Consider the following 24,538-nt stretch of genomic DNA (forward strand, 5'->3'; position numbering starts at 1 on the left):
ATCGCGAGACTGTGATCACGGCGCGCGGGTTGACGCGGAAGTTCCCGTTACGTCGTCGTTATTTCTGCTTCAGCCGGCGCGAGAACCGCGTCCATTTGTCCTCGACCGGCCTTGGTTGGACCAGGATCGTGGTGAGTTCGACGGGCAGGCTCGGGGCGAGCGGCTTCTTGGTGGCGACACCGTCGGCAATCAAGACCATCGAGTGGTAGAACTCGGTCCCCGCAGCCGATCTCGGCGCCACGGCTTCGTGCATGACACTGATCACCGTCACATCGGGGCAGTTGTCCTTGATGGCCTGGTGGAAGGCAATCTTGCCGTCAGGATCGAGAGCACCGGTCGCTTCGTCGAGGAACAGCAGCCCCGGTTGCTGCAGTATGATACGAGCCACCACAAGCTTCTGCTTCTGGCCGCCCGACAGAACCTGATCCCAGCTTTTACCCTCGCGGCTTTCATTGGCCATGTGTTCGATGAAATCGCCAAGGCCAGCCTTGTGCAGCGCGGACGCAACCTGGGCATCGCCATGGTCGCGCTCGGAGCCGGGCAGGCAGACCAGCTGTTTCAGCGACACCTGCGGCAGCTTGACCTCCTGGGCGGCATAAAAACTCTTCACGCCCTCGGGGAAGACGATGGTGCCGCGGCCGTAGGGCCATAAGCCGTTGATCGCCTTGATCAGCGAGGTCTTGCCGCAACCGGATTCGCCTTTCAGGAAGGTCCATTCGCCGCGCCGGAAGCGCAAGTTGGCGGAACTGAGGAATGGCGTCGCGTCCTCGCCCTGGTGCGCCAACTCCAGCTTCTGGATGGTCAGGCCGAAAACCGGATTCTGGTTGGCGTAGTGGAAGTCGGAACGGCCGCTCTGGCTGTAGAATTCCTGCGGGTGCTGGACATTCTCGATCGCGTTGGCGAGCTCAGTCACACGCTGGCTGTTGGCGCGAAGCGTGGCGATGGCGGGCATGACATGGATGAACCACGAACACTGGCTGATGAGCTGGGCAACCATTTCGGAGCCGGTGATATAGCCTTTATAGTCCAGGCGACTGTGGATGAACGGCACCAGGCCCGGAGCATAGGCTACCATGCGGGCGCCGATGAAATTGTAGATTAGTTCGAACGACATATAGCTGGTGTTGACGACATTCAGCCGTCCCCAGGTACGATCAATGTCGACATAGAGCCGGTCGTGCATCGCTTTCTGCACGCCTTCGCCATGTGAGGCGGCGACATGGAAGCTGCGGCGCAGAAATGTCGTAAGTTCGCTACGATAGCTCCCCTCGGCCTTCTGCATGCGAATATTGAGACGTTCCAGCAGGCTGCCGAGCTTGACGGCGATCCAGGTGTTTAGGGGCACGTAAGTGGCAACGGCAAGAAGGGCGAGAACGGCGCTGCCATAGCTGCCAAGGAACTCCAGACCTTTGACCTCAACTGACGACTGCAACAGGTTCTGGCCGATAAAGTAGAGCGAGGTCGCCAGCCCCAGCACGCCCATGGCGAGGCCGATCGCACCGCCGGTCATGTCCTTGATCGATTCCTGGATGCGCTGGTCAACGTTGTCGGGCGCAACGATGCCGCCGTCCGCGGAACCATGTTGAGCATGGAAATGGGTATGGTTGCCGTCGAGCAAGGCCTGGTTGAATTGGTCGTTCAGCCAGCCACGCCATTTGCGGTGCAAGGTTGCCGAGACGAGATTGCGTATACCGGTGAAGCCGGCATCCTTGAGCAGGACCAGCAGCACCAGCACCCCGGCGTTGGTCAGGATTGTCTCCAGCGGGCGAGTGTTGGCGGCATCGTGCAGGAAGGCGATCGAATTCACCAATTCGCCCGAAGCCATGGCGAACCACACGCTGGCCTTGCTGGACAGCGCGGTGAGCAACGCGATCACCAGCGTCAGCGTCCAGGCTTCCTTCCAGCGGTCCGAGACCCAGTAGGCTCGCACGAGGCCCCAAAAATTGCGCATCGAGGATACCGGCGTCAGATGCGACCGCCCTGAGGCATCGCCTTGTAGTCCATCCGGTACTGACTCTTGCGATCGTCTGCCGATCCGAATCACGATCCCGCCCAAACCTTTTTTGTTTTGTTACGGATGGTAACACCAATTGATCATTTTCCATTAATTTTTAAAGTGGGGATGCGAGATTGCGTCCGCAGTCGTTGCCCTGAGGCAACATATCGATGGCTGGATCGCCACCCGAATGCCTGACAAAACCCATAAAATCTCTATTTATTTCAATCTATTAGGCTCTAGGCAGATGGCCGCGAGAAACCTTCCCCTAGGGAAGCTCCGCACACGGTTTTGTGACTCAAAAGTCCTTTGGGCCGGCCGAATTTCTTATCGGGAACTGACCAGAATTCCCGAAACAGGCCGTCCTTGATGTCCGATTCATGGCGTGCGGAGCTCAGTTTGCTCACGCAACGCCTGCTCTTGCTATCGGCGCGGGGATGGCTGGCTCAGCCGGCCTTTTCCAACTCGCCACGCGCCTTGGCGGCCGCTACCTGACGGATCGCATCAGCCAACGTGTCCGCGTCCTGCGCGCCCATCACCGCATATTTGCCCTCGAGCAGGAAGCACGGCACGCCTGTGATGCCCATGCGCGACGCGGTGGCGATTTCCGTGCGAACCGCTTCGACATCGGCATCGCTCGGCAACAGCGTTTCAACAACAGATGCATCCATGCCGGCCTCGCGGGCAGCTTCGACCAGCACGGTGTGGTCGCCGATGTTGGCGCCTTCCTCGAAATTCAACTGGAACAGGCGGCGCACCAGCCGGTTCTGGACGTCCTCGCCGGCGGCCCCGGCCCAGCGGATCAGCCGATGCGCATCGAGCGTGTTCGGCGCCACCTTGATGGCATCGAAGGCAAAGGAAATGCCCTCGGCTTCGCCAAGCGGTTCGATGCGGGCGTGAATTTCGCGAATGCGCTCGTCGCTGCCGAACTTGGCCAGCATGTATTCGTGGCGGTCCTTGCCTTGCGGCGGAATGGTCGGATCGAGCTGGAACGGCCGCCAGCGTATGTGCACTTCGACATCACCGGCAGCCGCCACCGCCTTGTCCAGCCGCTTCTGACCGATGAAGCACCACGGGCAGACGACGTCCGACACCACATCGACGGTTATGGCGTTCGCTTCGCTCATCTCTATCTCCGGATCTTCAGTTCGGTTTGCGCCACCAGGTCGGCAGCTGATAACCGAATATGGGCGTCTTTCGCGGATGTTCCAGATAATTCCAGTAAGCAAGCCACTGTTGCGTGTTGTACTGCATCGGCACCAGGTAATTGCCGGAGATCAGCAGCCGGTCGAGCACGCGGACAGCGGCGACATAATCCTCCTTCGAACGGGCTCGCAGCATTGCGTCGATGGCCGCATCGATCGCCGGATCGGCGACGCCGGCGAGATTGAACGATCCTTCGGTCCTGGCCGCTGCGGACGACCAGCGCCCGATCTGCTCGATGCCGGGGGACAACGAGTTGTTGAAACCGCTGGAGCCGATCAGCACCTCGAAATCGAAACGCTGCTTGCGCGACTGGATCTGGTCGCCGTCCAGGCTGCGTATGCTGACGTTGATGCCGATCTTCTCCAGTGTACGCTGATAGATGCCGGCCAGGCGCTCTTCGTCCTGCGATGCGGTCAGTATCTCGAAGCCGAAAGGTTTGCCGTCGGGATCGAGCATCGTGCCATTATTCACGTGGTAGCCGATGCTTTTCAGAAGATCGAAAGCGGTCTTCAGCACCTTGCGGTCCTGGCCAGAACCGTCCGTCACCGGCGGTTTCCAGGTGCCGTCCATGACGTCGGCCGGCACGCGGCCGGGGTAGGGGGCCAGAAGCGCCTTTTCCCTGTCGTCAGCCGGATGGCCGAGCGCTGAAAGCTCGGAATTCTGCCAATAGCTCATCGTGCGGGTGTACTTGCCGCCGAACAGATTCTTGTTGGCCCATTCGAAATCATAGAGCATGCCGAGTGCGCGCCGAACCACCGGGTTGGAAAATTTCGGCAGTCTCGTGTTGAACAGGAACCCGGTCACGACGGGCGGGATGCCGGTGTCGAAGGTTTCAGAGATCACGTCGCCTCTATGGAAGGCGGGAAAGTCGAGATCGCGCTCGCGTTTCACCGGGTCGCCGTCGTCGTCGATGGCGCAAAGCCCCTTCTTGAAGGCTTCGAGCTTGGCGTTGGCGTTGAGAAAATACTCGATGGTGATCTGGTCGTAGTTGTCGAAACCGCGCTTGGCGGGAACGTCCTTGCCCCAGTAGTCGGGGTTGCGCTTGAAGACGATGCGCTGGCCGGGCGTCACCTGTGCGATCCTGTAGGGACCGCTGCCGATCAACGGCTTCAGTGTCGTCTTGTCGAAAGTATCGATGTCGAAAGCGTGCTTGGGGATGATCGGCGTCAGCGCGATGATCAGGGGAAACTCACGATCGGCCTTGTCGTTGAAGGTGAAGCGCACGCTATGGTCGCCGGTCTTTTCGAGCTTGGCGATCCTGGCCATGCGGTCGCTGTAGGGTGGCCGGCCCTTCTGCGTATAGGCATCGTAAGTGAACAGCACGTCTTCCGGCGTTACCGGCTGACCATCCGACCATTTGGCATTCGGGTTGAGGTGGAACTCGATGCTTCTGCGCTCGGCATCCATGTCGGCGGTGTCAGCCAGAAGTCCGTAGAGAGTAAAAGCCTCATCGGCACTGCGCTGCAGCAGCGGCTCGAACACCAGATTGCCGAAGATCGTGTCCATCATGCCGCGCGCCGTCGTGCGCAGGCTTTTGAGGATGAAGGGGTTGAGATTGTCGAAGCTGCCGACGACGCAATAGGTGATGCTGCCACCCTTCGGCGCGTTGGGATTGACGTAGCTGAAATGGGTGTAGTCCGGCGGCAGGGCCGGTTCGCCCTGCATCGCAATCGCGTATTTCGGCTCCGACAACGCCGGTGGCGACGACAGGGTGAAAAACGATAGTGCGGTGACCAGCCAAACAAGAACGCGGCCCATGACCGTCTCCTTAACAGGTCGGCTTGATGATTCGATCCGCACCCTAGCATGGGGCAACTGCGTGGCGGCCAATGGCGTCGTCAAGAATTACAAGTGAGCGGGCTGGATTCGACGCCGCTTGCAGTGTAACACGCCGTCCGAAGTCATTCTGTTGCCTCATTTTGGCAACAGGTAGCTGGACCACACGGCACGAAAAAGCCGGTCCCGGGATCATTGAGAGGAAGTGCACGACATGACGAGCCTGAACAGCAACGCGTACCGCCTGTCGGTCATGGCCGCAGGCGTGGTTGGCTTTCTCGGCGCAGGACTTCCCTCTGCTTCCGCCCAGCAGCAGCAGCAGATACCGCAGGGCTGGTTCAAGGCCTGCACCAAGCAGGAAGACGTCGACATCTGCAACGTCCAGAACATCGTCACCGCTGGCAATGGCCAGCTTGTCACCGGCGTCAGCCTGATCGAGCTCAAGGGCAAGGTGAACCGCAAGGTGTTCCAGGTGACGGTCCCGACCGGTCGCCTCGTGCCTCCCGGCATCGGCTTGCAGATCGACACCGGCAAGGCGCAGAAGCTCGACTATGTCATCTGCTTCCCGGATCGTTGCGTGGCGGAAGTGCCGCTGACCGACCAGCTCGTCGCCTCGTTCAAGAAGGGTCAGGGGATCACGCTGACCTCGATTAATTTCCAGAACCAGGCCAACCCGATTAAGATCGCGCTGCAGGGCTTCAGCGGCGCCTATGACGGCCCCCCGCTGCAGCAGTCGGACATCGAGGACCGGCAGAAGAAGCTCCAGGATTTCGTCGCCAAGAACAACCAGGACTTCGCCAAGAAGCTCAAGGACGAGCAGGATAAGGCGAAGACCGCCAACTGATCCGGCGTCGACTCATTATCGTGTCAAAAAAAGCGGGGTCATGCCCCGCTTTTTTCATTTCTGGCTGTACCCGGCATGCCGGAAGTCAGTGCTTGGACTGCCGTTTCGGCGCGTAGCGCCCGTCCGGCTTCTTGTCGAACATTTCCTTGATCTGCGGATGGCGGACGGGTTCTCCCGACTGATCCTCGAGCAGATTCTGCTCGGACACATAGGCGATGTATTCGGTTTCCGAATTCTCGGCGAGCAGGTGGTAGAACGGCTGGTCCTTGCGCGGCCGTACGTCGGCGGGGATGGCGTCGTACCATTCGTCGGTGTTGGCGAATTGCGGATCGACGTCGAAAATGATGCCTCGGAACGGGAACAGCCGGTGACGAACCACCTGTCCGATCGCGAATTTGGCCGTTTTCATCGCACTCACCACTGAATTCCTTGACTTTATTTGGCGCAGACTCCGCATCAATTCAATCCCAAGCGTCTGAGCGCCTCAAAAATACGTGGAATGCGCAACAAAGGTTTTTGATGAACGTCGCGATACCGCGGCAAATTCCGCAGAATCGCTACCGCTGCCGCGTCGGCTTCCGAGGGCCACCTGCAAGCGCCGCAAAGCCGCTGCCAGGACGAAGCCCTTCGCGCATGAAGAAAGCGCGCAGAGGTGCAAAGCCGCCGAGCACGCCGAGGCCGGCGCCGCGCGCCATCTGTGCGGGCAACATGTCCGAAAGCAGCGATATGTTGAGCAGATTGACCGCGCTGCTGCGCGCCAGAATATCGGGCCGGCGCTTGAGATCGTATACAGCAAGGGTAGCGGCAGCCCCCGGATCCTCACGATTTTCACGCGCGATTCCAACCAGATCGTCGATATCCCTGATACCCAGGTTGAGGCCTTGCGCGCCGATCGGCGGGAACACGTGCGCCGCTTCGCCGACAAGCGCCACCCGCTGCGCCGCGAAACGCAGGGGGGTCACCGTCGACAAAGGATAGATCTGGCGGCCCGGCTCCACGGTTACCCGCCCCAGCATCGACTGCATCTGCCGTTCGACCCGCAGCGAGAGCATTGCGTCGTCCAACGCGGCAAGCTCCTTCGCGGTCTCAGGTTTGACCACCCAGACAAGGCTGGAACGATTGCCCGGCAGCGGCACCTGCGTGAAAGGGCCGGTCTCGGTATGGAACTCCGTCGAGGTGAAGCCATGTTCGCGGCTGTGGCCGAAATTGAGGACGAGCGCCGCCTGAGGGTAGGCGCGCGCCGCCGTCGAGATGCCCGCGGCCTCGCGGGCCGGCGACAGGCGGCCATCGGCAGCGACCGCAAGCGACGCATCGATCTCGCTGCCGTCGACCAGCGCGGCATGAGCTTTGGCGGCGCCGAGATGCCAGGCCTTCACCATCGATCTGCGCCATTCGATCCCGGAATGCGCGGCCACCTTGCCGGCAAGCGCGGGTCCAAGGACGCCGTTGGGCAGGTTCAGGCCGAACCGTTCCTCGTCGATCTCGCTGGCGCGGAAAATGACGACGGGACTGCGGATCAGCCTGCCGGTCGCATCGACAATACGCATCACCTTCAAGGGGGCGGCCTTGGGCTCGATGTCCTCGAGCACGCCCAGCCGTTCGAGCACTTTCAGGGCAGGCGTCATGAGCGCCGTGGTGCGACCGTCGGGAGCCGAAACCTCAGGCCCGGCAATCGTCACCGGAAAGCCGGCATCGGCGAAGGCAAGCGCGGCGATCAATCCCGCCGGCCCGGTGCCTGCGATCAGTATCCGCGCTGTTTCCTGATGCTCCAAGATCGGCTTCCGGCTTGCTGTGCGAGGCGGCCATCAGGCCTGCCCAGTCGAGAGACGCATATAGGGCAGATCATGCGGCTTGATCAACGCGGCGATTCGGCCCATTCGAGTGTCATGACCGGCCAACAGGACGATTTCAGCCACCTCGACCGCGCCGGCCGCGCCACGGCAAACGTCGCGCGCAAGCCGCGCTGGACGGTCAACGTCGTCGTCGGTGCAAGCATCGCACTGGCCTGGCTGCTGCTTGCCGCGATGGCGATTCGCGGCGCCGAGGCCCAGATCGGCGCGCCAGGCGACACTTTGTTGCGTAACTTGCCGCAACTGCCGTTACCGGCCGTGCTCGAACGGTTCTTCGTACTCTGCCTTTCACCTGCGCCGCTGGACGCTAGCATCGGCCCGCGTACCCTGGCGCTCATCCTCATGTGGTTTCTCATGGCGATCGGCGCGATGCTGCCATCCGCGGCGCCAATGATCCGCACCTATTGCGAGATCGCCGATACGGCGCGGATCAAGGGGGAGCCAGTCGTCCATCCGCTGGTGCTGGTTGCCGGCTACCTCAGCGTCTGGCTTGCCGCCTCGATGCTGTTTGCGGCAGTGACACTTGCCGTCCACGCATTCGCCGCCACGGGAGGGATATTCGATCCGCTGCTTGGCGCTGCCGGTGGGCTCGCCTTGCTGGTTGCCGGCCTCTACCAGTTCAGCGGCCTCAAGGAGGCCTGCCTGAAGAAATGCCGGAATCCGTTCTCGATCCTGTTTTCGAACTGGAGCGCGAGAACCGTCCGCGTCTTCCAGCTCGGCGTCGCGCAAGGCATCTGGTGCCTCGGCTGCTGCTGGGCATTGATGCTGGTGATGTTCGCAGTCGGCGTGATGAACGTCTTCTGGATGGCGCTGATCGGCGTGTTCACCCTGATTGAAAAACAGACGACGGGCAGTCTTCCAACCCGGCTGGCTGGTGCGATACTGCTTGTCTGGGCAGCCGCGCTGCTAGTAGTCTCGCTATGAGTGGGGGAAATTCGATGGCAGATCAGAGCTGGGCAATGAAAGGAGAGCTCGTACTCTCCTGCAATTGCACGGTTTTTTGCCCTTGCGTGCTGTCGCTTGGCAACCATCCTCCGACCGAAGGTTACTGCCAGACCTGGGCGGGTTTTCGTATCGACGCCGGCCATTTCGGCGAGGTCGACCTCTCCGGTCTCAATCTTGGGCTGATCATGGAAATCCCCGGTTACATGAGCCGTGGCAACTGGACCGCGGGCCTGTTCATCGACGTCAGGGCCTCTGTCTACGCGGTCAAGGCCTTGACCAAGATATTCACCGGCAAAGCCGGCGGAACGACGTCGCTGCTCTCGATCCTGGTCGGCAAATTCCTGGGCGTCGAACAGGTGCCGATCACCTACGAGACGCGCGACAAGACGCGTATTTTCCAGATACCCAGGATTATCGACGGGGCGGTCACACCAATCGCGGGCAAGGACCGCGAGAAGGATACGGTGATCACGAATTCCGAATACTGGATCGCGCCGGAGATCATCGTGGCCAGGTCCGACAAGAGCAAGATGCGGGCCTTTGGCCGCAACTGGAATTTCGCCGGCCGCTCGGCCGAGATATGCAAGCTGGATTGGCGGGGCCCGTGAGGAAGAACACAAAGGCCCGCAAGATCGCCGAGAAGATCACGGAACGGATTCCGCGACCGAAGAAGAAGGTCACTTGGCCGCAGGCGCGCGCGTTTTCGGTGCATCTGCTGACCGCTTCCGGTTCGTTCCTGGCTTTCCTGTCGCTGGTGGCGGCGAGCGAGGAGCGCTGGACGGCCATGTTCTGGTGGCTGGGGCTGGCGCTGTTCGTCGACGGTATCGATGGGCCGATCGCCCGAAAGCTGGAGGTCAAGGAAATCCTGCCGACCTGGTCGGGCGAACTTCTCGACAACATTATCGACTATGTGACCTACGTGCTGATCCCGGCCTTCGCGCTCTATCAGCGCGGTTTCATGGGCGAAGGCCTGTCGTTCCTGTCGGCGGCGATCATCGTGGTCTCAAGCGCGATCTACTACGCCGACACCGGCATGAAGACGAAGGAGAATTTCTTCAAGGGATTCCCGGTGGTCTGGAACATGGTGGTGTTCACGCTGTTCGTTATCGAGCCGGGACAATGGGTTTCGTTCGCCGTGGTGGTGGTGGCCGGCATTCTGACTTTTGTGCCGATAAACTTCATCCATCCGGTGCGGGTGAAGCGGCTGCGGCCGATCAATCTCGGCATGACGCTGTTGTGGTGCGCCTTCGGCGCGCTTGCGCTTGCGCAGGCGGCGCTCGCCGCCTTCTACGACGAGATCGGCGTGCTGGGTGAGCAGGTCAGCACTTTTACCAAGATCGGTATTACCATCACGGGGCTCTACCTGGCCTGCATTGGCGGCATTATGCAGTTCTTTCCAAAACTCGGCGCCAAAAAGGCCTGATCAGCCGCTCTTCAAGGAATCCTGTCCATGTCCAAAGCCATCCGAATCCACGCCAATGGCGGCCCCGAAGTCCTGACTTACGAGGACACCGATCCCGGCCAGCCCGGTTCGGGGCAGATCCTGATCAAGCATACCGCGATCGGTCTCAACTTCATCGATGTCTATCATCGCTCGGGCCTCTATCCGCCGCCCGGCGGATTTCCGCTCATTCCCGGCAGCGAAGCCGCCGGCGTGGTGCTGGAAGTCGGCCAGGGCGTCGACTGGTTGAAGCCGGGCGACCGGATTGCCTACGCCGTGACGACGGGTGCTTATGCGCAAGAGCGCGTCATCGATGCCAGCAAGGTCGTCAAGGTGCCGGACGGCATCAGCGACGAACAGGCCGCCGCCATGATGCTGAAGGGCATGACCGCGGAATATCTCCTGCGCCGGACCTTCAAGGTCAAGGCAGGCGACACGATCCTGTTTCATGCCGCGGCTGGTGGCGTCGGGCTCATTCTAGGCCAATGGGCAAAACACCTCGGCGCAACGGTCATCGGCACCGCCAGCTCCGCCGACAAGATCGAACTGGCCAAGGCACACGGCTTCGACCATGTCATCAACTACAAGGAGCAGGATTTCGTCGCCGGCGTCGCCGCCATCACCGGCGGCAGGAAATGCGACGTCGTCTACGATTCCGTGGGTAACGACACATTCCCGGCCTCGCTCGACTGCCTGAAGCCGCTCGGCATGTTCGTCAGCTTCGGCCAGTCCTCGGGACCCATCCCGCCGTTCTCGATGTCGCTGCTGGCGCAGAAGGGCTCGCTGTTCGCAACGCGGCCGACACTGTTCGTCTACAATGCAAAACGCGAGGACCTCGATGCCTCCGCCGCCGCATTGTTCGAGGTCGTGCTCAGTGGTGCCGTCGAGATCAAGATCAATCAGCGTTATGCGCTGAAAGACGCGGGCAAGGCGCATCAGGATCTTGAGGGACGCAGAACGACAGGCACGACCATCCTGGTTCCCTGACGATAGTCTGCCTTGGTTTTCAGCGTCCCGCCGCAGCCGCGGGCTTGGTTTGCACGAAAAGTCGGCCAGCCACATGCTTGTGCGAGGCAGGCTGATCTTTGCCCTTGAGTTTCCGCTGAAATTCTTGAAGCTCTTTCAAGTCGGGTGCTGCTTTCGCACGAGAGCCGGCCGCGCATACGATGCTTGCGGGAACACAGAACATGTCCGGCAATCCGGATGGGAGGCACTGTGAGTGCAAATCATGATGGAGCGAACCTGCTCGAGGTTCGTGGCCTGACCAAGATATTCGGCACGCTGACGGCGTGCGACCATATCGACCTCAACATCGCCAAAGGTGAGATCCACGCTTTGCTCGGCGAGAACGGCGCCGGCAAGTCGACGCTGGTCAAGATGCTGTTCGGCTCGCTCGAGCCCAATTCCGGCGAGATTTTCTGGAACGGCCAGGCGGTGCGGATCACCAGCCCGGGCGTTGCCAAGAAGCTCGGCATCGGTATGGTGTTCCAGCATTTTTCGCTGTTCGAGGCGTTGACGGCCGCCGAGAACATCGCGCTGTCGCTGGATGACGGCTCGCCGATCAGCAGCATCGCGGCCAAGGCGAGGGCGCTTTCCTACAGCTATGGCCTGCCGCTCGATCCGGAATCGCTGGTCGGCGACCTTTCGGTCGGCGAGCGCCAGCGCATCGAGATCATCCGTTGCCTGCTGCAGACGCCGCAACTCATCATCCTGGACGAGCCGACATCGGTGCTGACGCCGCAGGAAGCCGACAAGCTGTTCGAGACGCTGGAGCGGCTACGCGCGGAAGGCAAATCGATCCTCTACATTTCGCACCGGCTCGAAGAGGTCAAACGCATCTGCGACCGCGCCACCGTGCTGCGGCACGGCAAGGTGGTCGGCCACTGCAACCCGCGCGAGGAGACCGCCTCATCGCTCGCCCGCATGATGGTTGGCAGCGAGGTGCAGGCTGTGGTGCGGGCGCCGGTCGAGGGGATCGAGACCGCGCAGCCGCTGCTCGAAATCCGCGGCCTCGGCCGCAAGCCGGCAACGCCGTTTTCCATTCCTCTCAAGAACATCAGCCTCAATGTCCGCGCCGGCGAGGTGATCGGCATTGCCGGCGTCGCCGGCAATGGCCAGGGCGAGTTCTTCGAATCCGTCTCCGGCGAGGTTTTGCAGCAGGATGCCGCCTCGGTGCGCATCCGCGGCAAGGACGCCGGCGGCCTCACCATCACCGGGCGGCGCCTGCTGGGAGCGGCGTTCGTGCCGGAAGAGCGCCTTGGCCATGGAGCGGCACCGCGCATGAAACTCTCGGAAAACCTGCTGCTGTCGCGCCATGCCACCGACGGCAAGGCTTTTGTCGGCACCGGCGGCATGGTCAAGAGCGGCGCCGTCTACGCGGCATCGCAACGCATCATCGAAGCGATGGATGTGCGCAAGAGCGCGCCGGATCCCGAAGCGGCGGCACTTTCGGGCGGCAATCTGCAGAAATTCATCGTCGGCCGCGAGCTCGACCGCCGCCCAAGCGTGATGGTGGTGAACCAGCCGACATGGGGCGTCGACGCCGGAGCCGCGGCGCACATCCGCCAGGCCTTGATCGAGCTCTCTCGCAGCGGATCGGCCGTACTGGTGATCAGCCAGGATCTGGACGAGCTGTTCGAGATATCGGACGCGATCGCGGTCATGCACAATGGCGAGCTCTCGAAGCCGATGCCGATCGCCGAAGCGACTTTCGAGAAGGTCGGCTTGCTGATGGGCGGCGCCGAACCCGGCCACGCCGAACATACGTTGGAGACGGCATGATGCGCCTCGAACTCGTCAAACGCCCGCAGCGCTCGGCGCTGTTTTCGATGCTGTCGCCGTTCATCGCCTTCGCGCTGACCATCATTGCCGGCGCCATTATGTTCGCGCTGCTCGGCGTCAACCCGCTCAACGCGTTCCATATCTACTTCATCGAGCCGATCAGCCAGGTCTGGCAATTGCACGAGCTGGCGATCAAGGCAGCCCCCCTGATCCTGATCGCGGTCGGCCTGTCGGTCTGCTACAAGGCCAACATCTGGAACATCGGCGCCGAAGGCCAATTCATTTTCGGTGCCATCTTCGGCTCCATCATTCCGGTGCTGTTTCCGCAATTCGAAGGCCCGCTGGTGCTGCCGCTGATGCTTCTACTCGGCATGGTCGGCGGTGCGGCCTACGCTGCGATCCCGGCCTTGCTGAAGACCCGGTTCTCCACCAACGAAATCCTCACCAGCCTGATGCTGGTCTATGTCGCACAACTCTTCCTCGACTGGCTGGTGCGCGGGCCGTGGCGCGATCCGCAGGGACACGGCTTTCCACAAACGATCCAGTTCGGCGACTCGGCGGTGCTGCCGGAACTGATGCCCGATGCCGGGCGTGCCAATTGGGGCTTCGTCTTCGCCCTTGTGGCAGCGGTGCTGATCTGGATCCTGATGGGCCGCATGCTCAAGGGTTTCGAGGTCCGCGTGCTGGGCTCCAGCCCGAGAGCAGGGCGCTTCGCCGGCTTTGGCCTCAACCGCATGGTGTTCTTCGCCTTCCTGCTGTCGGGTGCACTGGCCGGCCTTGCCGGCATCTCGGAGGTCTCCGGCGCCATCGGGCAACTGCAGCCCGTGATTTCGCCCGGCTATGGCTTCACCGCCATCATCGTGGCCTTCCTCGGCCGCCTCAATCCGCTCGGCATCGTCGCCGCCGGCCTGGTGCTGGCGCTGACCTATCTCGGCGGCGAGGCGGTGCAAAGCGCGCTCGGCATTTCCGACAAGGTGGCGAGGGTGTTCCAGGGCATGCTGCTGTTCTTCGTGCTCGGCTGCGACACGCTCATTCATTACCGCATCCGATTGATCGGCCTGGCGCTGACCAAACAGGAAGCCCCCGCGAAGCTCGAGGCCGCGCCAAAGTTGAAGGAAGCCCGCTGATGGACATTACCGTCAACATCCTCTTGACCATTGCCACGGCGGCGACGCCGCTCTTGATCGCGGCGATCGGCGAACTGGTGGTCGAACGTTCCGGCGTGCTCAATCTCGGCGTCGAAGGCATGATGATCATGGGTGCCGTCGGCGGCTTCGGGGCCGGCTACCTGACCGGCTCGCCCTGGATCGGCCTCCTGGCGGCAATCATCATGGGAGCAGTTTTCTCGCTGCTGTTCGCCGTCATGACGCTGTCGCTGGCCACCAACCAGGTGGCGACCGGATTGTCGCTGACGCTGCTCGGCCTCGGCCTCTCCGGCATGATCGGAACGCGCTTCGTCGGCCAGCCTGGCGTCCGGCTCCCCAACCTTGATATTCCCGGCCTCAGTTCGCTTCCGATCGTGGGCAGACTGCTGTTTGGCCAGGACCCTGTGTTCTATATTTCGATCGCGCTGACGGCCGCGGTGATGTGGTTCCTGTTCAAGACGCGTACCGGGCTGACGCTGCGCTCGATCGGCGACAGCCATACATCGGCGCATGCGCTTGGCATCAAGGTCATCCGCTATCGCTACCTCGCGGTCATCTTCGGGGGCGCCTGCGCCGGTCTTGCCGGCGGGCATCTGTCGCTCGTCTATACGCCGCAGTGGGTCGAGAACATGTCCGCTGGCCGCGGCTGGATCGCGCTCGCCCTGGTGGTGTTCGCATCCTGGCGGCCGTGGCGGGTGCTGGCCGGCGCCTACATCTTCGGCGCGGTGTGGATCGGCCAGCTTCATGCACAGGCTTTTGGCATTCCGGTGCCCTCGCAGATGCTTTCTTCTCTGCCCTATCTGGCAACCGTCGTGGTTCTCGTTCTAATCTCGCGCGACAAGCGTCTGACGATGATGAACACGCCGGCATCCCTGGGGCAGCCATTCGTTCCGGATCGTTGACAACAAGAACAAGACGGGAAGCTCCAAGGCTTAACTCAGAGAGGTAACACAATGAAAAAACTGCTTATTGCCCTGATGACCACGACTGCCGCAATGTCGCTGGCGGCGTCCGCGCAGGCCGCCGACAAGTTGAAGGCGTGCTGGGTCTACACCGGCCCGATCGGCGATTTCGGCTATTCCTACCAGCACGACCAGGGCCGCCTCGAGGTCGAGAAGGCGCTCGGCGACAAGGTCGAGACCGCCTATCTGGAGAACGTCTCCGAAGGCCCAGACGCCGACCGTGCTTTCGAGCGTCTGGCGCGCGAAGGCTGCAAGATCATCTTCGGCACCTCGTTCGGTTTCATGGACGCCGAAGTGAAGGTCGCCAAGAAGTTTCCCAAGGTGATGTTCGAGCACGCCACCGGCTACAAGACCGGGGATAATCTCGGCATCTACAATGCGCGCTTCTATGAAGGCCGCTACGTGCTCGGCCAGATCGCCGCCAAGGAATCGAAGTCCGGCGTCGCCGGTTACATCGTCTCCTTCCCGATCCCGGAAGTGGTGATGGGCATCAACTCCTTCATGCTCGGCGCGCAATCGATCAACCCGAACTTCAAGGCCAAGATCGTCTGGGTGAACTCGTGGTTCGATCCGGGCAAGGAAGCCGACGCCGCCAAGGCACTGTTCGACCAGGGCGCCGACATCATCGTCCAGCACACCGACTCGACCGCTGCCCTGCAGGTGGCCGAAGAGCGCAAGCTGCACGGCTTCGGCCAGTCGTCCGACATGATCAAGTTCGCGCCGAACGCGCAGTTGACGTCGCTGACCGACGAATGGGGCCCGTATTATATCAGCCGCGTACAGGCAGCCATCGACGGCAGCTGGAAGCCGGACAATGTCTGGCTCGGCATCAAGGACGGCGCGGTCAAGCTCGCGCCCTACACCAACATGCCCGACGACGTGAAGGCGATGGCCGAAGCGAGCGAAAAGAAGATCGCCGGCGGCTGGAACCCCTTCACCGGACCGATCGCCAAGCAGGATGGCTCGGCGTGGCTGAAGGATGGCGAGGTCGCCGACGACGGCACGCTGCTCGGCATGAATTTCTACGTCAAGGGCGTCGACGACAAGCTGCCGCAATAAACGGCAGAACACATTTCGATCTGCAGAGGGCGCCGCGAGGCGCCCTTTTCATTTGGATGGAGAAGCTGGCGGGAGCTCAGACGGCCGAGCCGTAGAGGTCGTAAGCGTCGGCGCGCTCGATCTTGACGGTGACGATGTCGCCGGCGCGCATCGGGCGGCGCGACTGGATGTGGACCGAACCATCGATCTCGGGCGCGTCATATTTGGTGCGGCCCTTCGCAGAGGTGCCCTGCGCCTCGTCGATCAGCACCGGCAGACGCTTGCCGACCTTCCTGGCAAGCTGCGTCGCCGAGATCTTCTGCTGGCGCTGCATGAAGCGATGCCAGCGCGCTTCCTTGACTTCCTGCGGCACCTGCTCAAGGCCGAGATCGTTGGAACGGGCGCCTCTGACCGGCTCGTATTTGAAGCAGCCGGCGCGATCGATTTTCGCTTCATCCAGCCAATCGAGCAGCATCTCGAAATCGTCGTCCGTTTCGCCGGGGAAGCCGACGATGAAGGTCGAGCGGATGGCGAGATCCGGGCACACATCGCGCCAGCCGCGAATGCGCTCGAGCGTCTTCTCGCCATGGGCCGGCCGGCGCATGTTCTTCAGCACCTGCGGCGAGGCGTGCTGGAAGGGGATATCCAGATAGGGGAGGATTTTTCCATCGGCCATCAGCGGGATGACGTCGGCGACATGCGGGTAGGGGTAGACATAATGCATGCGCACCCAGATGCCGAGCTTGCTCAGTTCCTCCGAGAGATCGAGGAACTTCGCTCGCACTTCGCGATCGCCGAACATGGACGTCTGGTATTTGATGTCGATGCCGTAGGCGCTGGTATCCTGCGAGATGACGAGCAGTTCCTTGACGCCGGCCTTGGCGAGTTTCTCGGCTTCACGCAGCACATCGGCCGCCGGCCGCGAGACGAGATCGCCGCGAAGGGCTGGAATGATGCAGAAGGTGCAACGGTTGTTGCAGCCTTCCGAGATCTTCAAATAGGCATAGTGGCGCGGCGTCAGCTTGACGCCCTGCGGCGGCAGGAGGTCGATGTAGGGATCGTGCGAGGGAGGGGCCGCCTCATGGACGGCGGCCATCACGCTCTCATAGGCCTGCGGTCCGGTGATCGCCAGCACGTTGGGGTGCTTCTCGCGGATCACGTCCGGCTCGGCGCCCAGACAGCCGGTGACGATGACCCTGCCGTTTTCCGAAAGCGCGGAGCCGATGGCGTTGAGTGACTCGTCGCGGGCGGAATCCAGGAAACCACAGGTGTTGACGACAACGAGATCGGCGCCGTCATGCTTGCGGGCGATCTCGTAGCCCTCGGCCCGCAGACGCGTGATGATGCGCTCGGAATCGACAAGGGCTTTGGGACAGCCGAGACTGACGAAGCTGACGCGTGGGGCGGACATGGGCAATTTTCCAATGGACGCGAACCGGAAACATCGATCCGGCCCGCAGTCTCGACATATAACGGTTTGCATGGCTCCTAGCAGGAGCTCAATTCGGGCGGCGCAATAGCACGGCTTCCTCAATCAGGCAAACGGAGCCCTGCGGCTCCGCCTGTGCGTCAGTGCCCGCTTGACCCGAACCAGGGTGACAGGAAGGCGAAATGATCGGGGAATTGCTGCACAGCCCCATCCAGCAGCATCTTGACCGCGACATAGAGGATGATGACCAGGCCGATATAGGCAATCCAGCGGTATTTGTGCAGCAGGCGCGCGACGAACGACGCAGCAAAGCCCATCAAAGCGATCGACAGCGCCAGCCCGACAATCAGCACCGTCGGATGGTTCATGGCCGCGCCCGCCACGGCCAGGACATTGTCGAGGGACATCGAGACATCGGCAATGACGATCTGCCAGGCGGCCTGCGAGAAGGTTTTGCTCGGCCCCTTGCCGCCAATGGCACCATCCTTGTTGAAGTCGCCGTTCGACAGCGCTTCGGTGGCGTCGCGCTCCTCGTCGTGGGTGACACGCAATTCGCGCCACATCTTCCAGCAAACCCACAGCAAAAGCAGGCCGCCACCGATAAGCAGCATGGGACCAATGGTCAGCAGCCATTGCGTGATCAGGGCGAAGAAAATGCGAAGAACGGTGGCCGCCGCGATGCCGACCAGAATGGCTCGCTGGCGTTGGCTGGCCGGCAAGCCTGCAGCGGCGAGGCCGATGACGATGGCATTGTCGCCCGCGAGCGCAAGGTCGATGGCGATGACCTGAAGGAGAGCCGAAAAGCCGGCGGCGGTAAATATTTCCATCGACCTGGAAGCCCTTCGTCGAGTGTTCGTCGTCGATCGTCCGAACGGGCCTAAAGGCATGGTCTGCTGGCGTCAAGCCGCAGCACCGGACAACGCTGGAAAACCATTTTCGTGGTGGTGGAATTACGGAAGATTCTCAACATGCGCCGGCGGCAAGCCAATGCGGCAAGCCCGCGAGAACTAATCGTAGAGATTGTACTTCGGCCAGTCGGCTTCAGGGATCTCATCCCCGATCCGATAGCGGAGCTGGAGAACTTCCATATGATCCGGCCCCGTCTGGCATTTGAACTTCAGCCGATACCACTGTCCCTTGCTGCGGAACGCCGCACCGGGGCTCCGGATGGCGTCGGCGCTCATCTCTGGCGTCGCGAAGGCGTAGGCGACGACGCGGTCGGCCTTGAACTTGCGATCATCATGGGTGATCCGGTCCAGGACTTCGGCATCGCAACGCTGCTCGAGGCGGGTCTGCGGATCAAGTTTCATCAGTCCGGAGCGCAAGGCGTTGTCCATCGCACTGGCCGGAAAAGCCAGCGTCAGGGACGCAATGGCCATCATGCATAGTGTCTTCATGGGCGGGACAAGCAGCATGTTTTGTCTGAAAGATCAACCAACAGGGGCGGTTCATGCTCGGCAAACCCCGGTATTCAGAGGCCCGGCGCAATCAAAATCTCGTGTCGGGCTTCATCATGCGGGACCTGCGGCCAACGAACCAGCGAGGCGCGGCCGGCATCCGTGAGATCGTAAAGACCACGCTCGACCCTTGCGAACCAGCCATAGACATTGTGCTGCAGAATCTTCGGCGCGATCGGCGTCAAGGCTTTCAGATCGCGCGGCCGTTTGGGGCCGTCCGAAAGCGCGGCGGCGCAGGCGAGGGCGCTCTGCCGGTAGGCGGTCATGATCGGAGCGCGCGATCCGCCGCCGGCGACAGGATCGCCGCGGCGGCGCTGGTGCTCGTCGACAAGGCGAGATCGCCGTCGCGCATTCTTGCGCGGCGCCACGGCGATCGGACTGAGAAGCAGTTCGACCCGATCACTGGCGGTTACGCCAATCAGGCCGAAGCCGAGCCGACGGCAAAGGTTGCGGAACCTGGCATCGCTTTCGCGCCCCTTGCCTCGCGCCGACATGCGCGCCGCCAGCCACACTTCATCGCAAGCAGCCGCACGGTCGACGCCCTGCAGAACCAGTTCGAGATTGAACTGCAGCTTCAACTCGCAGATGACGACGATCTGCGGCTCCCCTTCGCGCAACGCGACGATATCGCAGCCGCCGATTTCCCCCTTCACGACGAAGTCGAGATTTTCGAGGAAACGCTTCACCGGCGCATAGAGTGAGGTCTCGTTCATATCGCAAGGTCTAGCCGATTCGACATGAAAAGCCTCGCAGGCGAAATGGTGTGTCGCGTGCCTGGGCCAGAGCGGGGATTCCGGAAGCGGCGAGGCAGGGCTCAGGAATGAAGTTCTGCGAGGAAAGCCAACAGCACGCGGTTGAACTGGTCGGGACGCTGCAAGGGCGCGAAGTGACTGACCTCGGGCAGCATCACCAATTCCGATCCCGGTATGCTGCTGGCCAGATAGGTGGCGTGCTCGTCCTTGATAAACTCGTCGTGCTCGCTTTGGACGACCGCAACGGGCACGCGGATCTCTCCCAGCTCGGTGGCGCCATAATTGGGTTCGCTCTTCATCATCAGGCCGACAGCTTTGACAAATGCATCGAATTGATCTGGCGTGGCCGACAGCTCGGCATAGTCCTTTTTGTGCCGGCTGAAACACCGCTCGATGACCGGACTGGCCTCGAAGTCCTTCGTGCCGCTGGGATCCATATTGCAGCCGAAGAAGAACACACCGGCGATGCGATCGGCGGCCTTCATGCCAAGGATCAGCGCAACGCAGGCGCCATCGCTCCAACCTACAGCGATGGCCTTGTTCAATTGCAGGCGATCCATCACGGCCAGGACATCCGAGGCCATCAGCTCGTATTTGCATGGCCGTTCGTCGCGGGTGCTGCGTCCATGGCCACGGCTGTCGATGGTGACGACCTGATAGCCGCGCTCGACCAATGATGGGACCTGAAATCCCCAATTGCCGCTATGGCCAAGGCCGCCATGCAACAAGATCACGGGAAACCCCGCCCCAAAGGTGGCGTACCAGATTCTCGCACCCTCATGCTCCACATGGCCTTCGTCCGCCGCGGCCGGCAAAGGAGCGGCACCATGCGCTTCGAATTTGGTGAGGTCGTCATCGCGATAGTCCATGCCGAAACAGCCTCTTGGCAAATGCGCAGGGCTTATGTTTATCGCCGGCCCCCACCGAGACCAACCCGCAAGGCAATTTCTGCTGCCATCAGGCGACACGACAGGGGAGATTGCATTGCCTAAGGGCCGATATTGACCGCACCTGTTGCCGTTCGATCCTGCTTGTTTCGCGCCGGCTGATTTTCGTGGAGGGCTTCGCCGTCACGCACTGCCCGATCCGATCGTGTCCTGCGGCGCCGCAGCGGATAGCCGATCTGTCCGAAGTAGCTGGAGGGGACTGGATCGTCGACGCCATATTTCTCAGGCACTTTGTTGCCAGTCGCATTGTACGTGCCGAACACCACGTCGAGGAAGGGCAACTGTCCGGCGAAGTTCTTGTCGTAGGCTTCGCGCTGGTTGGCATGGTGCCAGCGATGGAACTGCGGGCTGGCGATGAGCCACTTCAAGGGGCCGAACGGAATCCGCAAGTTCGAATGAACAAGCAGCGTGTGCCAGAAGTAGATGATGGAAAAGACAGCGATCGAGGCTTCGGAGAATCCGAGAAAAAAGATCGGTGTCAGCGAAATTGCCTTCGTGACGATGGCGTCGACGGGATGAGAGTGGAATGCGCCGAGCCAATCCAGTTCCTCAATGCCGTGATGAACCGCATGGAACTTCCACAGCGCGGGGATTTCGTGAAACGCACGGTGTGCCCAATAGACGCCTATATCGGAAATCACGATGATTTCGGCGACCTGCAGCCAGATGGGCTGGCCGCCGACCGCAAGCGTTACCGATCGCGGGATCAGCATCGCAGCGGCTTCGAGTGCGTTGGCCGCTATCAGAATTATTACTGCCTTTACCACGAGGCCGTTGAACAGCACGTAGATCAGGTCGACACCCAGGCCCTTGCGCAGGATCTTCTGCGGTCGCTCGGCAAACAGATGCTCGAACGGAATGAAGATCAGCGCGCAGATCAACAGCCCCTTGATGCCAAAGATATCCATTCGACCGCTATCGCCTTGCCTTTGGTCAGCGCACCCGGCGCTTCAGCTCCCGAACAGAACCACATTTCTCCTTTCCAAAGGCTTGATGCCGACCGCTTGCATCGTTCCTCGCTTGTCATGTGACAAACGCGCTCGCCGGGTGTCACATCCGTGTCGCAAGCTGGCGCTACCTGGTCGGCGCGCGCTTGTCGAACGCAGCGCAACGCGCGTCCTCCCAGGACTAACCCCTCCGGTCCCTGCCGGCGGGGTTTTTCATTTCCAGAACCATATTGTCGGTCGCGAGTTGTCCTTGCTATTATGGCATTACGGTCAGCACAGGGACGCCCATGACGGACGCGAGTGAAATGAGTGCGATCGGCGACACCCTCATGAGGATCGTCACGCCCGGCATGTCTCCCAAGCAGCTTGTCAAAGCCGCCCGGAAGGCCCACCCCAAGGCCTCGAAGAAGGATATTGCCAGAGCAGCCTTCTTCTCGATCATCGCAAACGCGGATCAGGACATCGGCAAGGCCAGGAACCTGCAGGCATTTGCCATCGCGGAGCGCACACAGCAGTCGGACTGAGCAGGTCGCCGCTTGGCATGGCGTGGGCTTGCCGTCGTTGCGTGATCACGCCTTCATCGCCGCGCATATGCCGCCCGGCAGGCCGACATCACGGTATCGCGCAGCCAACGATGGGCCGGGTCGGCGTCCATGCGAGGATGCCACATCGCCGATATCTTGAACTGAGGAATGGGAAGCGGGAGCTCGAAACTCTCGAGACCTGCCGTGATGGCGTGGTCGCCTGCACTTGTGCTGCCGAAACACGAGCCCGGCACGGTCGCGACCAGATCCGACTGTCGCACAATCCGTATCGCATCGGGGTAGCCGGGCACGACAACCACGACGGTGCGTCCAAGGCCGAGCTTCTGCAAGGCGCCATCGATCGGCTCGGCGACATTGCCTTCCCGTGACGCCACGACATGCTTGCAGGCGGCATAGCGTTCGGGCGTAACGCCGGCGTCTGTCAGAAGCGGATGTCCAGCCCGGGCCACGCCGACATATTTGTCGTGGAACAGGAACTGGGTGCGTATCTCGGGCGCGGACGTTCCAAGCAAACCGATCTCCAGATCGATGAGGCCTTCCCGAAGCGGGCGCGCGTCCTTGTCGGGCTTGGGTGCGAAGCGTAGGCGGACACGAGGCGCCGCACGGGTGACCGCATTCACGACCGGGCCGGCAAGGAATTCCAGGAACGCTTCGCTGGCGCGAATGGTGAACGTCAATTCGAGCCCGGCCAGGTCCACGCGCATGTTTTGCGGCCGCAGGACTGATCTTACATCCCGGGTAACTCATGGACGCGATCGCGCAATTCCGTAGCGTGCGGCGTGGGCACAAGTTCGCGTCCGGCTCGCACGAGCAGCGGGTCGCCGGTGGCAGCGCGAAGTCGTGCGAGTGTCCGGCTCATCGCCGAGGTGCTCAAGCCGAGCCGGCGGGCCGCCCCCGTCACGCTGCCTTCGGCGAGCAAGACGTCGAGCGCTACGAGAAGGTTCAAGTCCACATTGTCCATGGCACACAGCCTTATCGCAGGTGTTTTGCCAGACATAGCGTCGGATGCAACCATAGTTTGAATCTGGCGCGCCTGGCGCATGGCTTCCGCTTGCCCATATCTGCGGTCACCAACCAACGAAAGAGATCGCCCAATGCCCGCAAGCGTTTTGAACACCCCGTCAGGTACAGTCCTCATCATCGGCGCGTCGCGCGGCCTCGGCCATGCAATGGCGGCCGAGTTCCTCGGGAAAGGCTGGAACGTCATCGGCACGGTCCGGGAAGGCGGCCGGACCAAGCTGCACGACCTCGCGGACGCGTTCGAAGGCCGGCTCGAAATCGAGACAGTCGACATCTGCGAACCCGATCAGGTCACGGCCTTGCGCGACCGGCTGTCGGGCAGGGTGTTGGACATGGTGTTCGTCAATGCCGGCGTGAGCAACAACCCCGCTGAGACGATCGCCGATGTGACGACCGACGAGTTCGTGCGCGTGATGATCACAAATGCACTCAGCCCGATGCGTGTTCTCGAGAGCCTGGCGCCATTTGTTCCAGCTGCCGGCCTGATCGGCGTGATGTCGTCCGGGCAGGGGAGCATCTCCAACAACGAGACAGGTCAACGTGAGGTCTACCGGGGCAGCAAGGCGGCGCTGAACATGTTCATGCGAAGCTTCGCCGCCCGCCATGCCGCAACATCGCGTGCCATGGTGCTGATGGCGCCCGGCTGGGTCCGTACGGAGCTGGGAGGGCCGGATGGAAGGCTGAGCATCGAGGAAAGCGTGCCGAGCCTCGTCAACGTTCTGCTTGCCAGGAAGGGAAGCCAGGGATTGCACTATGTCGACTATCTCGGACGCACCGTCCCCTGGTAAATCCCATCGCGATGCCTGCGCGGCGACGAGCGCCAGCTTGTCCGCGGCCACACGAAATAAAGTGGTACCGCGACCGCTGGCGGCTTCTGCATCTGGCCCTTATTGAGCCGCCGTCATGGCGATGAGCTTTCGGACCTGGACGTACTCTACGCAGTGAACAGGAAAATCCGGCCGGGTGGCCTTCGCGCAGTCTTTCGCGGTGGCGACAGGTTCATTCAGCGGAACGCTCGATGCCTGCGTGGACGCTGATGAAAAAAGCAGCGTTTGGGTGGTCAATGCCGAGACGGCAGCGACTTGTATGAGAAGCGCGGCGAAGGCGATATTTTTGAGCATGCGCGACAACGCGCCTACCTGCTACAACGTTCCAGTTAGTCGGGCCGCTTTGGGGGCTTTCTTACTTCAACCGCCCATCTTGCGGCGGCGTCCCACGTTATTTCGGGCATTTTGCTCCCCCACGTCACCTGGTCGAAACCGATTTTCCGGGCAGGGGTCACAGGCGTACATTGCCGTCGTTCTGGCGGAGGGAGTGGGATTCGAACCCACGGTGAACTTGCGCCCACGCCGGTTTTCAAGACCGGTGCCTTAAACCGCTCGGCCATCCCTCCAAGCCTTGATTTCGTTAGCTTTTCTGGTGTTTTGCGCTAGCCGTTGTGGGCCGCTGCTACCATT

The 24,538-nt window shown here is 61.6% G+C and carries 23 protein-coding genes, 1 tRNA gene and 1 pseudogene; 11 read left to right on the forward strand and 14 right to left on the reverse strand.

Annotation, left to right across the window (positions count from 1 at the left end):
* Positions 1 to 58: 58 nt before the first annotated feature.
* The 3 genes from EN824_RS07115 to EN824_RS07125 form a co-directional block, all read right to left on the reverse strand.
* Positions 59 to 1,951 carry an ABC transporter ATP-binding protein/permease gene (locus EN824_RS07115; RefSeq protein WP_167531431.1) on the reverse strand — a complete coding sequence of 631 codons (1,893 nt, stop codon included), beginning with the start codon at positions 1,949 to 1,951 and terminating at the stop codon, positions 59 to 61.
* Between the two features lie 491 nt (positions 1,952 to 2,442).
* Complete coding sequence (locus tag EN824_RS07120) at positions 2,443 to 3,123, reverse strand: DsbA family protein (RefSeq protein WP_135880360.1); 681 nt, start codon at positions 3,121 to 3,123, stop codon at positions 2,443 to 2,445.
* 16 nt (positions 3,124 to 3,139) lie between these two features.
* Complete coding sequence (locus EN824_RS07125; protein ID WP_127278993.1) at positions 3,140 to 4,960, reverse strand: extracellular solute-binding protein; 1,821 nt, start codon at positions 4,958 to 4,960, stop codon at positions 3,140 to 3,142.
* Between the two features lie 232 nt (positions 4,961 to 5,192).
* On the opposite strand from EN824_RS07125, the gene EN824_RS07130 reads away from it, so the two are divergent.
* Entirely contained in the window at positions 5,193 to 5,822 is a 630-nt protein-coding gene (locus tag EN824_RS07130) for an invasion associated locus B family protein (RefSeq protein ID WP_135864814.1), read from the forward strand.
* Positions 5,823 to 5,907: 85 nt separating this feature from the next.
* On the opposite strand, the gene hspQ is transcribed toward EN824_RS07130, so the two are convergent.
* Together hspQ and EN824_RS07140 are read right to left on the reverse strand one after the other, a co-directional pair.
* Positions 5,908 to 6,231 (reverse strand): heat shock protein HspQ, encoded by a 324-nt coding sequence (hspQ, locus tag EN824_RS07135; protein WP_189343674.1) that lies wholly within the window; start codon positions 6,229 to 6,231, stop codon positions 5,908 to 5,910.
* A 148-nt stretch (positions 6,232 to 6,379) separates the two neighbouring features.
* Positions 6,380 to 7,594, reverse strand: coding sequence for a UbiH/UbiF family hydroxylase (locus EN824_RS07140; protein WP_135864816.1), 1,215 nt, complete (start codon positions 7,592 to 7,594; stop codon positions 6,380 to 6,382).
* A 114-nt stretch (positions 7,595 to 7,708) separates the two neighbouring features.
* On the opposite strand from EN824_RS07140, the gene EN824_RS07145 reads away from it, so the two are divergent.
* From EN824_RS07145 to EN824_RS07180, 8 genes are all read left to right on the forward strand, one after another.
* On the forward strand, positions 7,709 to 8,596 hold the full coding sequence (locus EN824_RS07145) for a DUF2182 domain-containing protein (RefSeq protein ID WP_245464524.1): 888 nt from the start codon (positions 7,709 to 7,711) through the stop codon (positions 8,594 to 8,596).
* 14 nt (positions 8,597 to 8,610) lie between these two features.
* Positions 8,611 to 9,225, forward strand: a complete 615-nt coding sequence (locus EN824_RS07150) for a DUF1326 domain-containing protein (protein WP_135864818.1) — start codon at positions 8,611 to 8,613, stop codon at positions 9,223 to 9,225.
* Positions 9,198 to 10,040, forward strand: a complete 843-nt coding sequence (gene pcsA, locus EN824_RS07155) for a phosphatidylcholine synthase (RefSeq protein WP_127280773.1) — start codon at positions 9,198 to 9,200, stop codon at positions 10,038 to 10,040. The genes EN824_RS07150 and pcsA overlap by 28 nt, the downstream gene beginning before the upstream one ends.
* 27 nt (positions 10,041 to 10,067) lie before the next feature.
* Complete coding sequence (locus tag EN824_RS07160) at positions 10,068 to 11,045, forward strand: quinone oxidoreductase (protein ID WP_135864821.1); 978 nt, start codon at positions 10,068 to 10,070, stop codon at positions 11,043 to 11,045.
* A 216-nt stretch (positions 11,046 to 11,261) separates the two neighbouring features.
* A complete protein-coding gene (locus tag EN824_RS07165) occupies positions 11,262 to 12,839 on the forward strand; it encodes an ABC transporter ATP-binding protein (protein ID WP_189343669.1) in 1,578 nt (525 codons plus the stop codon).
* Positions 12,836 to 13,966, forward strand: a complete 1,131-nt coding sequence (locus EN824_RS07170) for an ABC transporter permease (RefSeq protein ID WP_135864825.1) — start codon at positions 12,836 to 12,838, stop codon at positions 13,964 to 13,966. The genes EN824_RS07165 and EN824_RS07170 overlap by 4 nt, the downstream gene beginning before the upstream one ends.
* Positions 13,966 to 14,886 (forward strand): ABC transporter permease, encoded by a 921-nt coding sequence (locus tag EN824_RS07175; protein WP_135864827.1) that lies wholly within the window; start codon positions 13,966 to 13,968, stop codon positions 14,884 to 14,886. The genes EN824_RS07170 and EN824_RS07175 overlap by 1 nt, the downstream gene beginning before the upstream one ends.
* Positions 14,887 to 14,937: 51 nt before the next feature.
* Positions 14,938 to 16,005, forward strand: a complete 1,068-nt coding sequence (locus tag EN824_RS07180) for a BMP family ABC transporter substrate-binding protein (RefSeq protein WP_127277286.1) — start codon at positions 14,938 to 14,940, stop codon at positions 16,003 to 16,005.
* A 76-nt stretch (positions 16,006 to 16,081) separates the two neighbouring features.
* On the opposite strand, the gene rimO is transcribed toward EN824_RS07180, so the two are convergent.
* From rimO to EN824_RS07210, 6 genes are all read right to left on the reverse strand, one after another.
* The gene (gene rimO, locus EN824_RS07185) at positions 16,082 to 17,395 is read right to left on the reverse strand and encodes a 30S ribosomal protein S12 methylthiotransferase RimO (protein WP_127277288.1); all 1,314 of its coding nucleotides are present in this window, start codon (positions 17,393 to 17,395) and stop codon (positions 16,082 to 16,084) included.
* A gap of 158 nt (positions 17,396 to 17,553) precedes the next feature.
* Positions 17,554 to 18,240, reverse strand: a complete 687-nt coding sequence (locus EN824_RS07190) for a TerC family protein (RefSeq protein ID WP_127277290.1) — start codon at positions 18,238 to 18,240, stop codon at positions 17,554 to 17,556.
* Positions 18,241 to 18,420: 180 nt separating this feature from the next.
* Positions 18,421 to 18,828: a DUF930 domain-containing protein gene (locus EN824_RS07195; RefSeq protein WP_167531434.1), complete on the reverse strand. Its 408-nt coding sequence runs from the start codon at positions 18,826 to 18,828 to the stop codon at positions 18,421 to 18,423.
* 56 nt (positions 18,829 to 18,884) lie between these two features.
* Positions 18,885 to 19,583 carry a DUF2161 family putative PD-(D/E)XK-type phosphodiesterase gene (locus EN824_RS07200; protein ID WP_127277292.1) on the reverse strand — a complete coding sequence of 233 codons (699 nt, stop codon included), beginning with the start codon at positions 19,581 to 19,583 and terminating at the stop codon, positions 18,885 to 18,887.
* 101 nt (positions 19,584 to 19,684) lie between these two features.
* Entirely contained in the window at positions 19,685 to 20,491 is an 807-nt protein-coding gene (locus EN824_RS07205) for an alpha/beta hydrolase (protein ID WP_127277294.1), read from the reverse strand.
* Between the two features lie 119 nt (positions 20,492 to 20,610).
* The gene (locus tag EN824_RS07210; RefSeq protein WP_127277296.1) at positions 20,611 to 21,477 is read right to left on the reverse strand and encodes a sterol desaturase family protein; all 867 of its coding nucleotides are present in this window, start codon (positions 21,475 to 21,477) and stop codon (positions 20,611 to 20,613) included.
* 326 nt (positions 21,478 to 21,803) lie between these two features.
* Between EN824_RS07210 and EN824_RS07215 the strand changes: the two genes are divergently transcribed.
* Complete coding sequence (locus EN824_RS07215) at positions 21,804 to 22,040, forward strand: hypothetical protein (RefSeq protein WP_127277298.1); 237 nt, start codon at positions 21,804 to 21,806, stop codon at positions 22,038 to 22,040.
* 53 nt (positions 22,041 to 22,093) lie between these two features.
* Here EN824_RS07215 and EN824_RS07220 read toward each other — a convergent pair.
* Positions 22,094 to 23,022 (reverse strand): annotated as a pseudogene (locus EN824_RS07220) (LysR family transcriptional regulator).
* A gap of 133 nt (positions 23,023 to 23,155) precedes the next feature.
* Here EN824_RS07220 and EN824_RS07225 point away from each other — a divergent pair.
* Positions 23,156 to 23,869 (forward strand): SDR family NAD(P)-dependent oxidoreductase, encoded by a 714-nt coding sequence (locus tag EN824_RS07225; RefSeq protein ID WP_135864829.1) that lies wholly within the window; start codon positions 23,156 to 23,158, stop codon positions 23,867 to 23,869.
* Positions 23,870 to 23,968: 99 nt separating this feature from the next.
* Here EN824_RS07225 and EN824_RS07230 read toward each other — a convergent pair whose 3' ends face one another.
* Together EN824_RS07230 and EN824_RS07235 are read right to left on the reverse strand one after the other, a co-directional pair.
* The gene (locus EN824_RS07230; protein WP_127872417.1) at positions 23,969 to 24,202 is read right to left on the reverse strand and encodes a hypothetical protein; all 234 of its coding nucleotides are present in this window, start codon (positions 24,200 to 24,202) and stop codon (positions 23,969 to 23,971) included.
* Between the two features lie 182 nt (positions 24,203 to 24,384).
* Positions 24,385 to 24,474, reverse strand: a tRNA-Ser gene (locus tag EN824_RS07235).
* Positions 24,475 to 24,538 lie beyond the last annotated feature (64 nt).

It is taken from the genome of Mesorhizobium sp. M8A.F.Ca.ET.181.01.1.1 (assembly GCF_004792025.1).
Lineage (GTDB): Bacteria > Pseudomonadota > Alphaproteobacteria > Rhizobiales > Rhizobiaceae > Mesorhizobium.

Excerpts from the sequence above, each read along its gene's own strand:
- EN824_RS07115 (WP_167531431.1), bottom strand. The coding sequence starts at position 1,951 with ATGCGCAATTTTTGGGGCCTCGTGCGAGCCTACTGGGTCTCGGACCGC.
- EN824_RS07120 (WP_135880360.1), bottom strand. The coding sequence starts at position 3,123 with ATGAGCGAAGCGAACGCCATAACCGTCGATGTGGTGTCGGACGTCGTC.
- EN824_RS07125 (WP_127278993.1), bottom strand. The coding sequence starts at position 4,960 with ATGGGCCGCGTTCTTGTTTGGCTGGTCACCGCACTATCGTTTTTCACC.
- EN824_RS07130 (WP_135864814.1), top strand. The coding sequence starts at position 5,193 with ATGACGAGCCTGAACAGCAACGCGTACCGCCTGTCGGTCATGGCCGCA.
- hspQ (WP_189343674.1), bottom strand. The coding sequence starts at position 6,231 with ATGAAAACGGCCAAATTCGCGATCGGACAGGTGGTTCGTCACCGGCTG.
- EN824_RS07145 (WP_245464524.1), top strand. The coding sequence starts at position 7,709 with ATGACCGGCCAACAGGACGATTTCAGCCACCTCGACCGCGCCGGCCGC.
- EN824_RS07150 (WP_135864818.1), top strand. The coding sequence starts at position 8,611 with ATGGCAGATCAGAGCTGGGCAATGAAAGGAGAGCTCGTACTCTCCTGC.
- pcsA (WP_127280773.1), top strand. The coding sequence starts at position 9,198 with ATGCAAGCTGGATTGGCGGGGCCCGTGAGGAAGAACACAAAGGCCCGC.
- EN824_RS07160 (WP_135864821.1), top strand. The coding sequence starts at position 10,068 with ATGTCCAAAGCCATCCGAATCCACGCCAATGGCGGCCCCGAAGTCCTG.
- EN824_RS07165 (WP_189343669.1), top strand. The coding sequence starts at position 11,262 with ATGGGAGGCACTGTGAGTGCAAATCATGATGGAGCGAACCTGCTCGAG.
- EN824_RS07170 (WP_135864825.1), top strand. The coding sequence starts at position 12,836 with ATGATGCGCCTCGAACTCGTCAAACGCCCGCAGCGCTCGGCGCTGTTT.
- EN824_RS07175 (WP_135864827.1), top strand. The coding sequence starts at position 13,966 with ATGGACATTACCGTCAACATCCTCTTGACCATTGCCACGGCGGCGACG.
- EN824_RS07180 (WP_127277286.1), top strand. The coding sequence starts at position 14,938 with ATGAAAAAACTGCTTATTGCCCTGATGACCACGACTGCCGCAATGTCG.
- rimO (WP_127277288.1), bottom strand. The coding sequence starts at position 17,395 with ATGTCCGCCCCACGCGTCAGCTTCGTCAGTCTCGGCTGTCCCAAAGCC.
- EN824_RS07190 (WP_127277290.1), bottom strand. The coding sequence starts at position 18,240 with ATGGAAATATTTACCGCCGCCGGCTTTTCGGCTCTCCTTCAGGTCATC.
- EN824_RS07195 (WP_167531434.1), bottom strand. The coding sequence starts at position 18,828 with ATGCTGCTTGTCCCGCCCATGAAGACACTATGCATGATGGCCATTGCG.
- EN824_RS07200 (WP_127277292.1), bottom strand. The coding sequence starts at position 19,583 with ATGAACGAGACCTCACTCTATGCGCCGGTGAAGCGTTTCCTCGAAAAT.
- EN824_RS07205 (WP_127277294.1), bottom strand. The coding sequence starts at position 20,491 with ATGGACTATCGCGATGACGACCTCACCAAATTCGAAGCGCATGGTGCC.
- EN824_RS07210 (WP_127277296.1), bottom strand. The coding sequence starts at position 21,477 with ATGGATATCTTTGGCATCAAGGGGCTGTTGATCTGCGCGCTGATCTTC.
- EN824_RS07215 (WP_127277298.1), top strand. The coding sequence starts at position 21,804 with ATGACGGACGCGAGTGAAATGAGTGCGATCGGCGACACCCTCATGAGG.
- EN824_RS07225 (WP_135864829.1), top strand. The coding sequence starts at position 23,156 with ATGCCCGCAAGCGTTTTGAACACCCCGTCAGGTACAGTCCTCATCATC.
- EN824_RS07230 (WP_127872417.1), bottom strand. The coding sequence starts at position 24,202 with ATGCTCAAAAATATCGCCTTCGCCGCGCTTCTCATACAAGTCGCTGCC.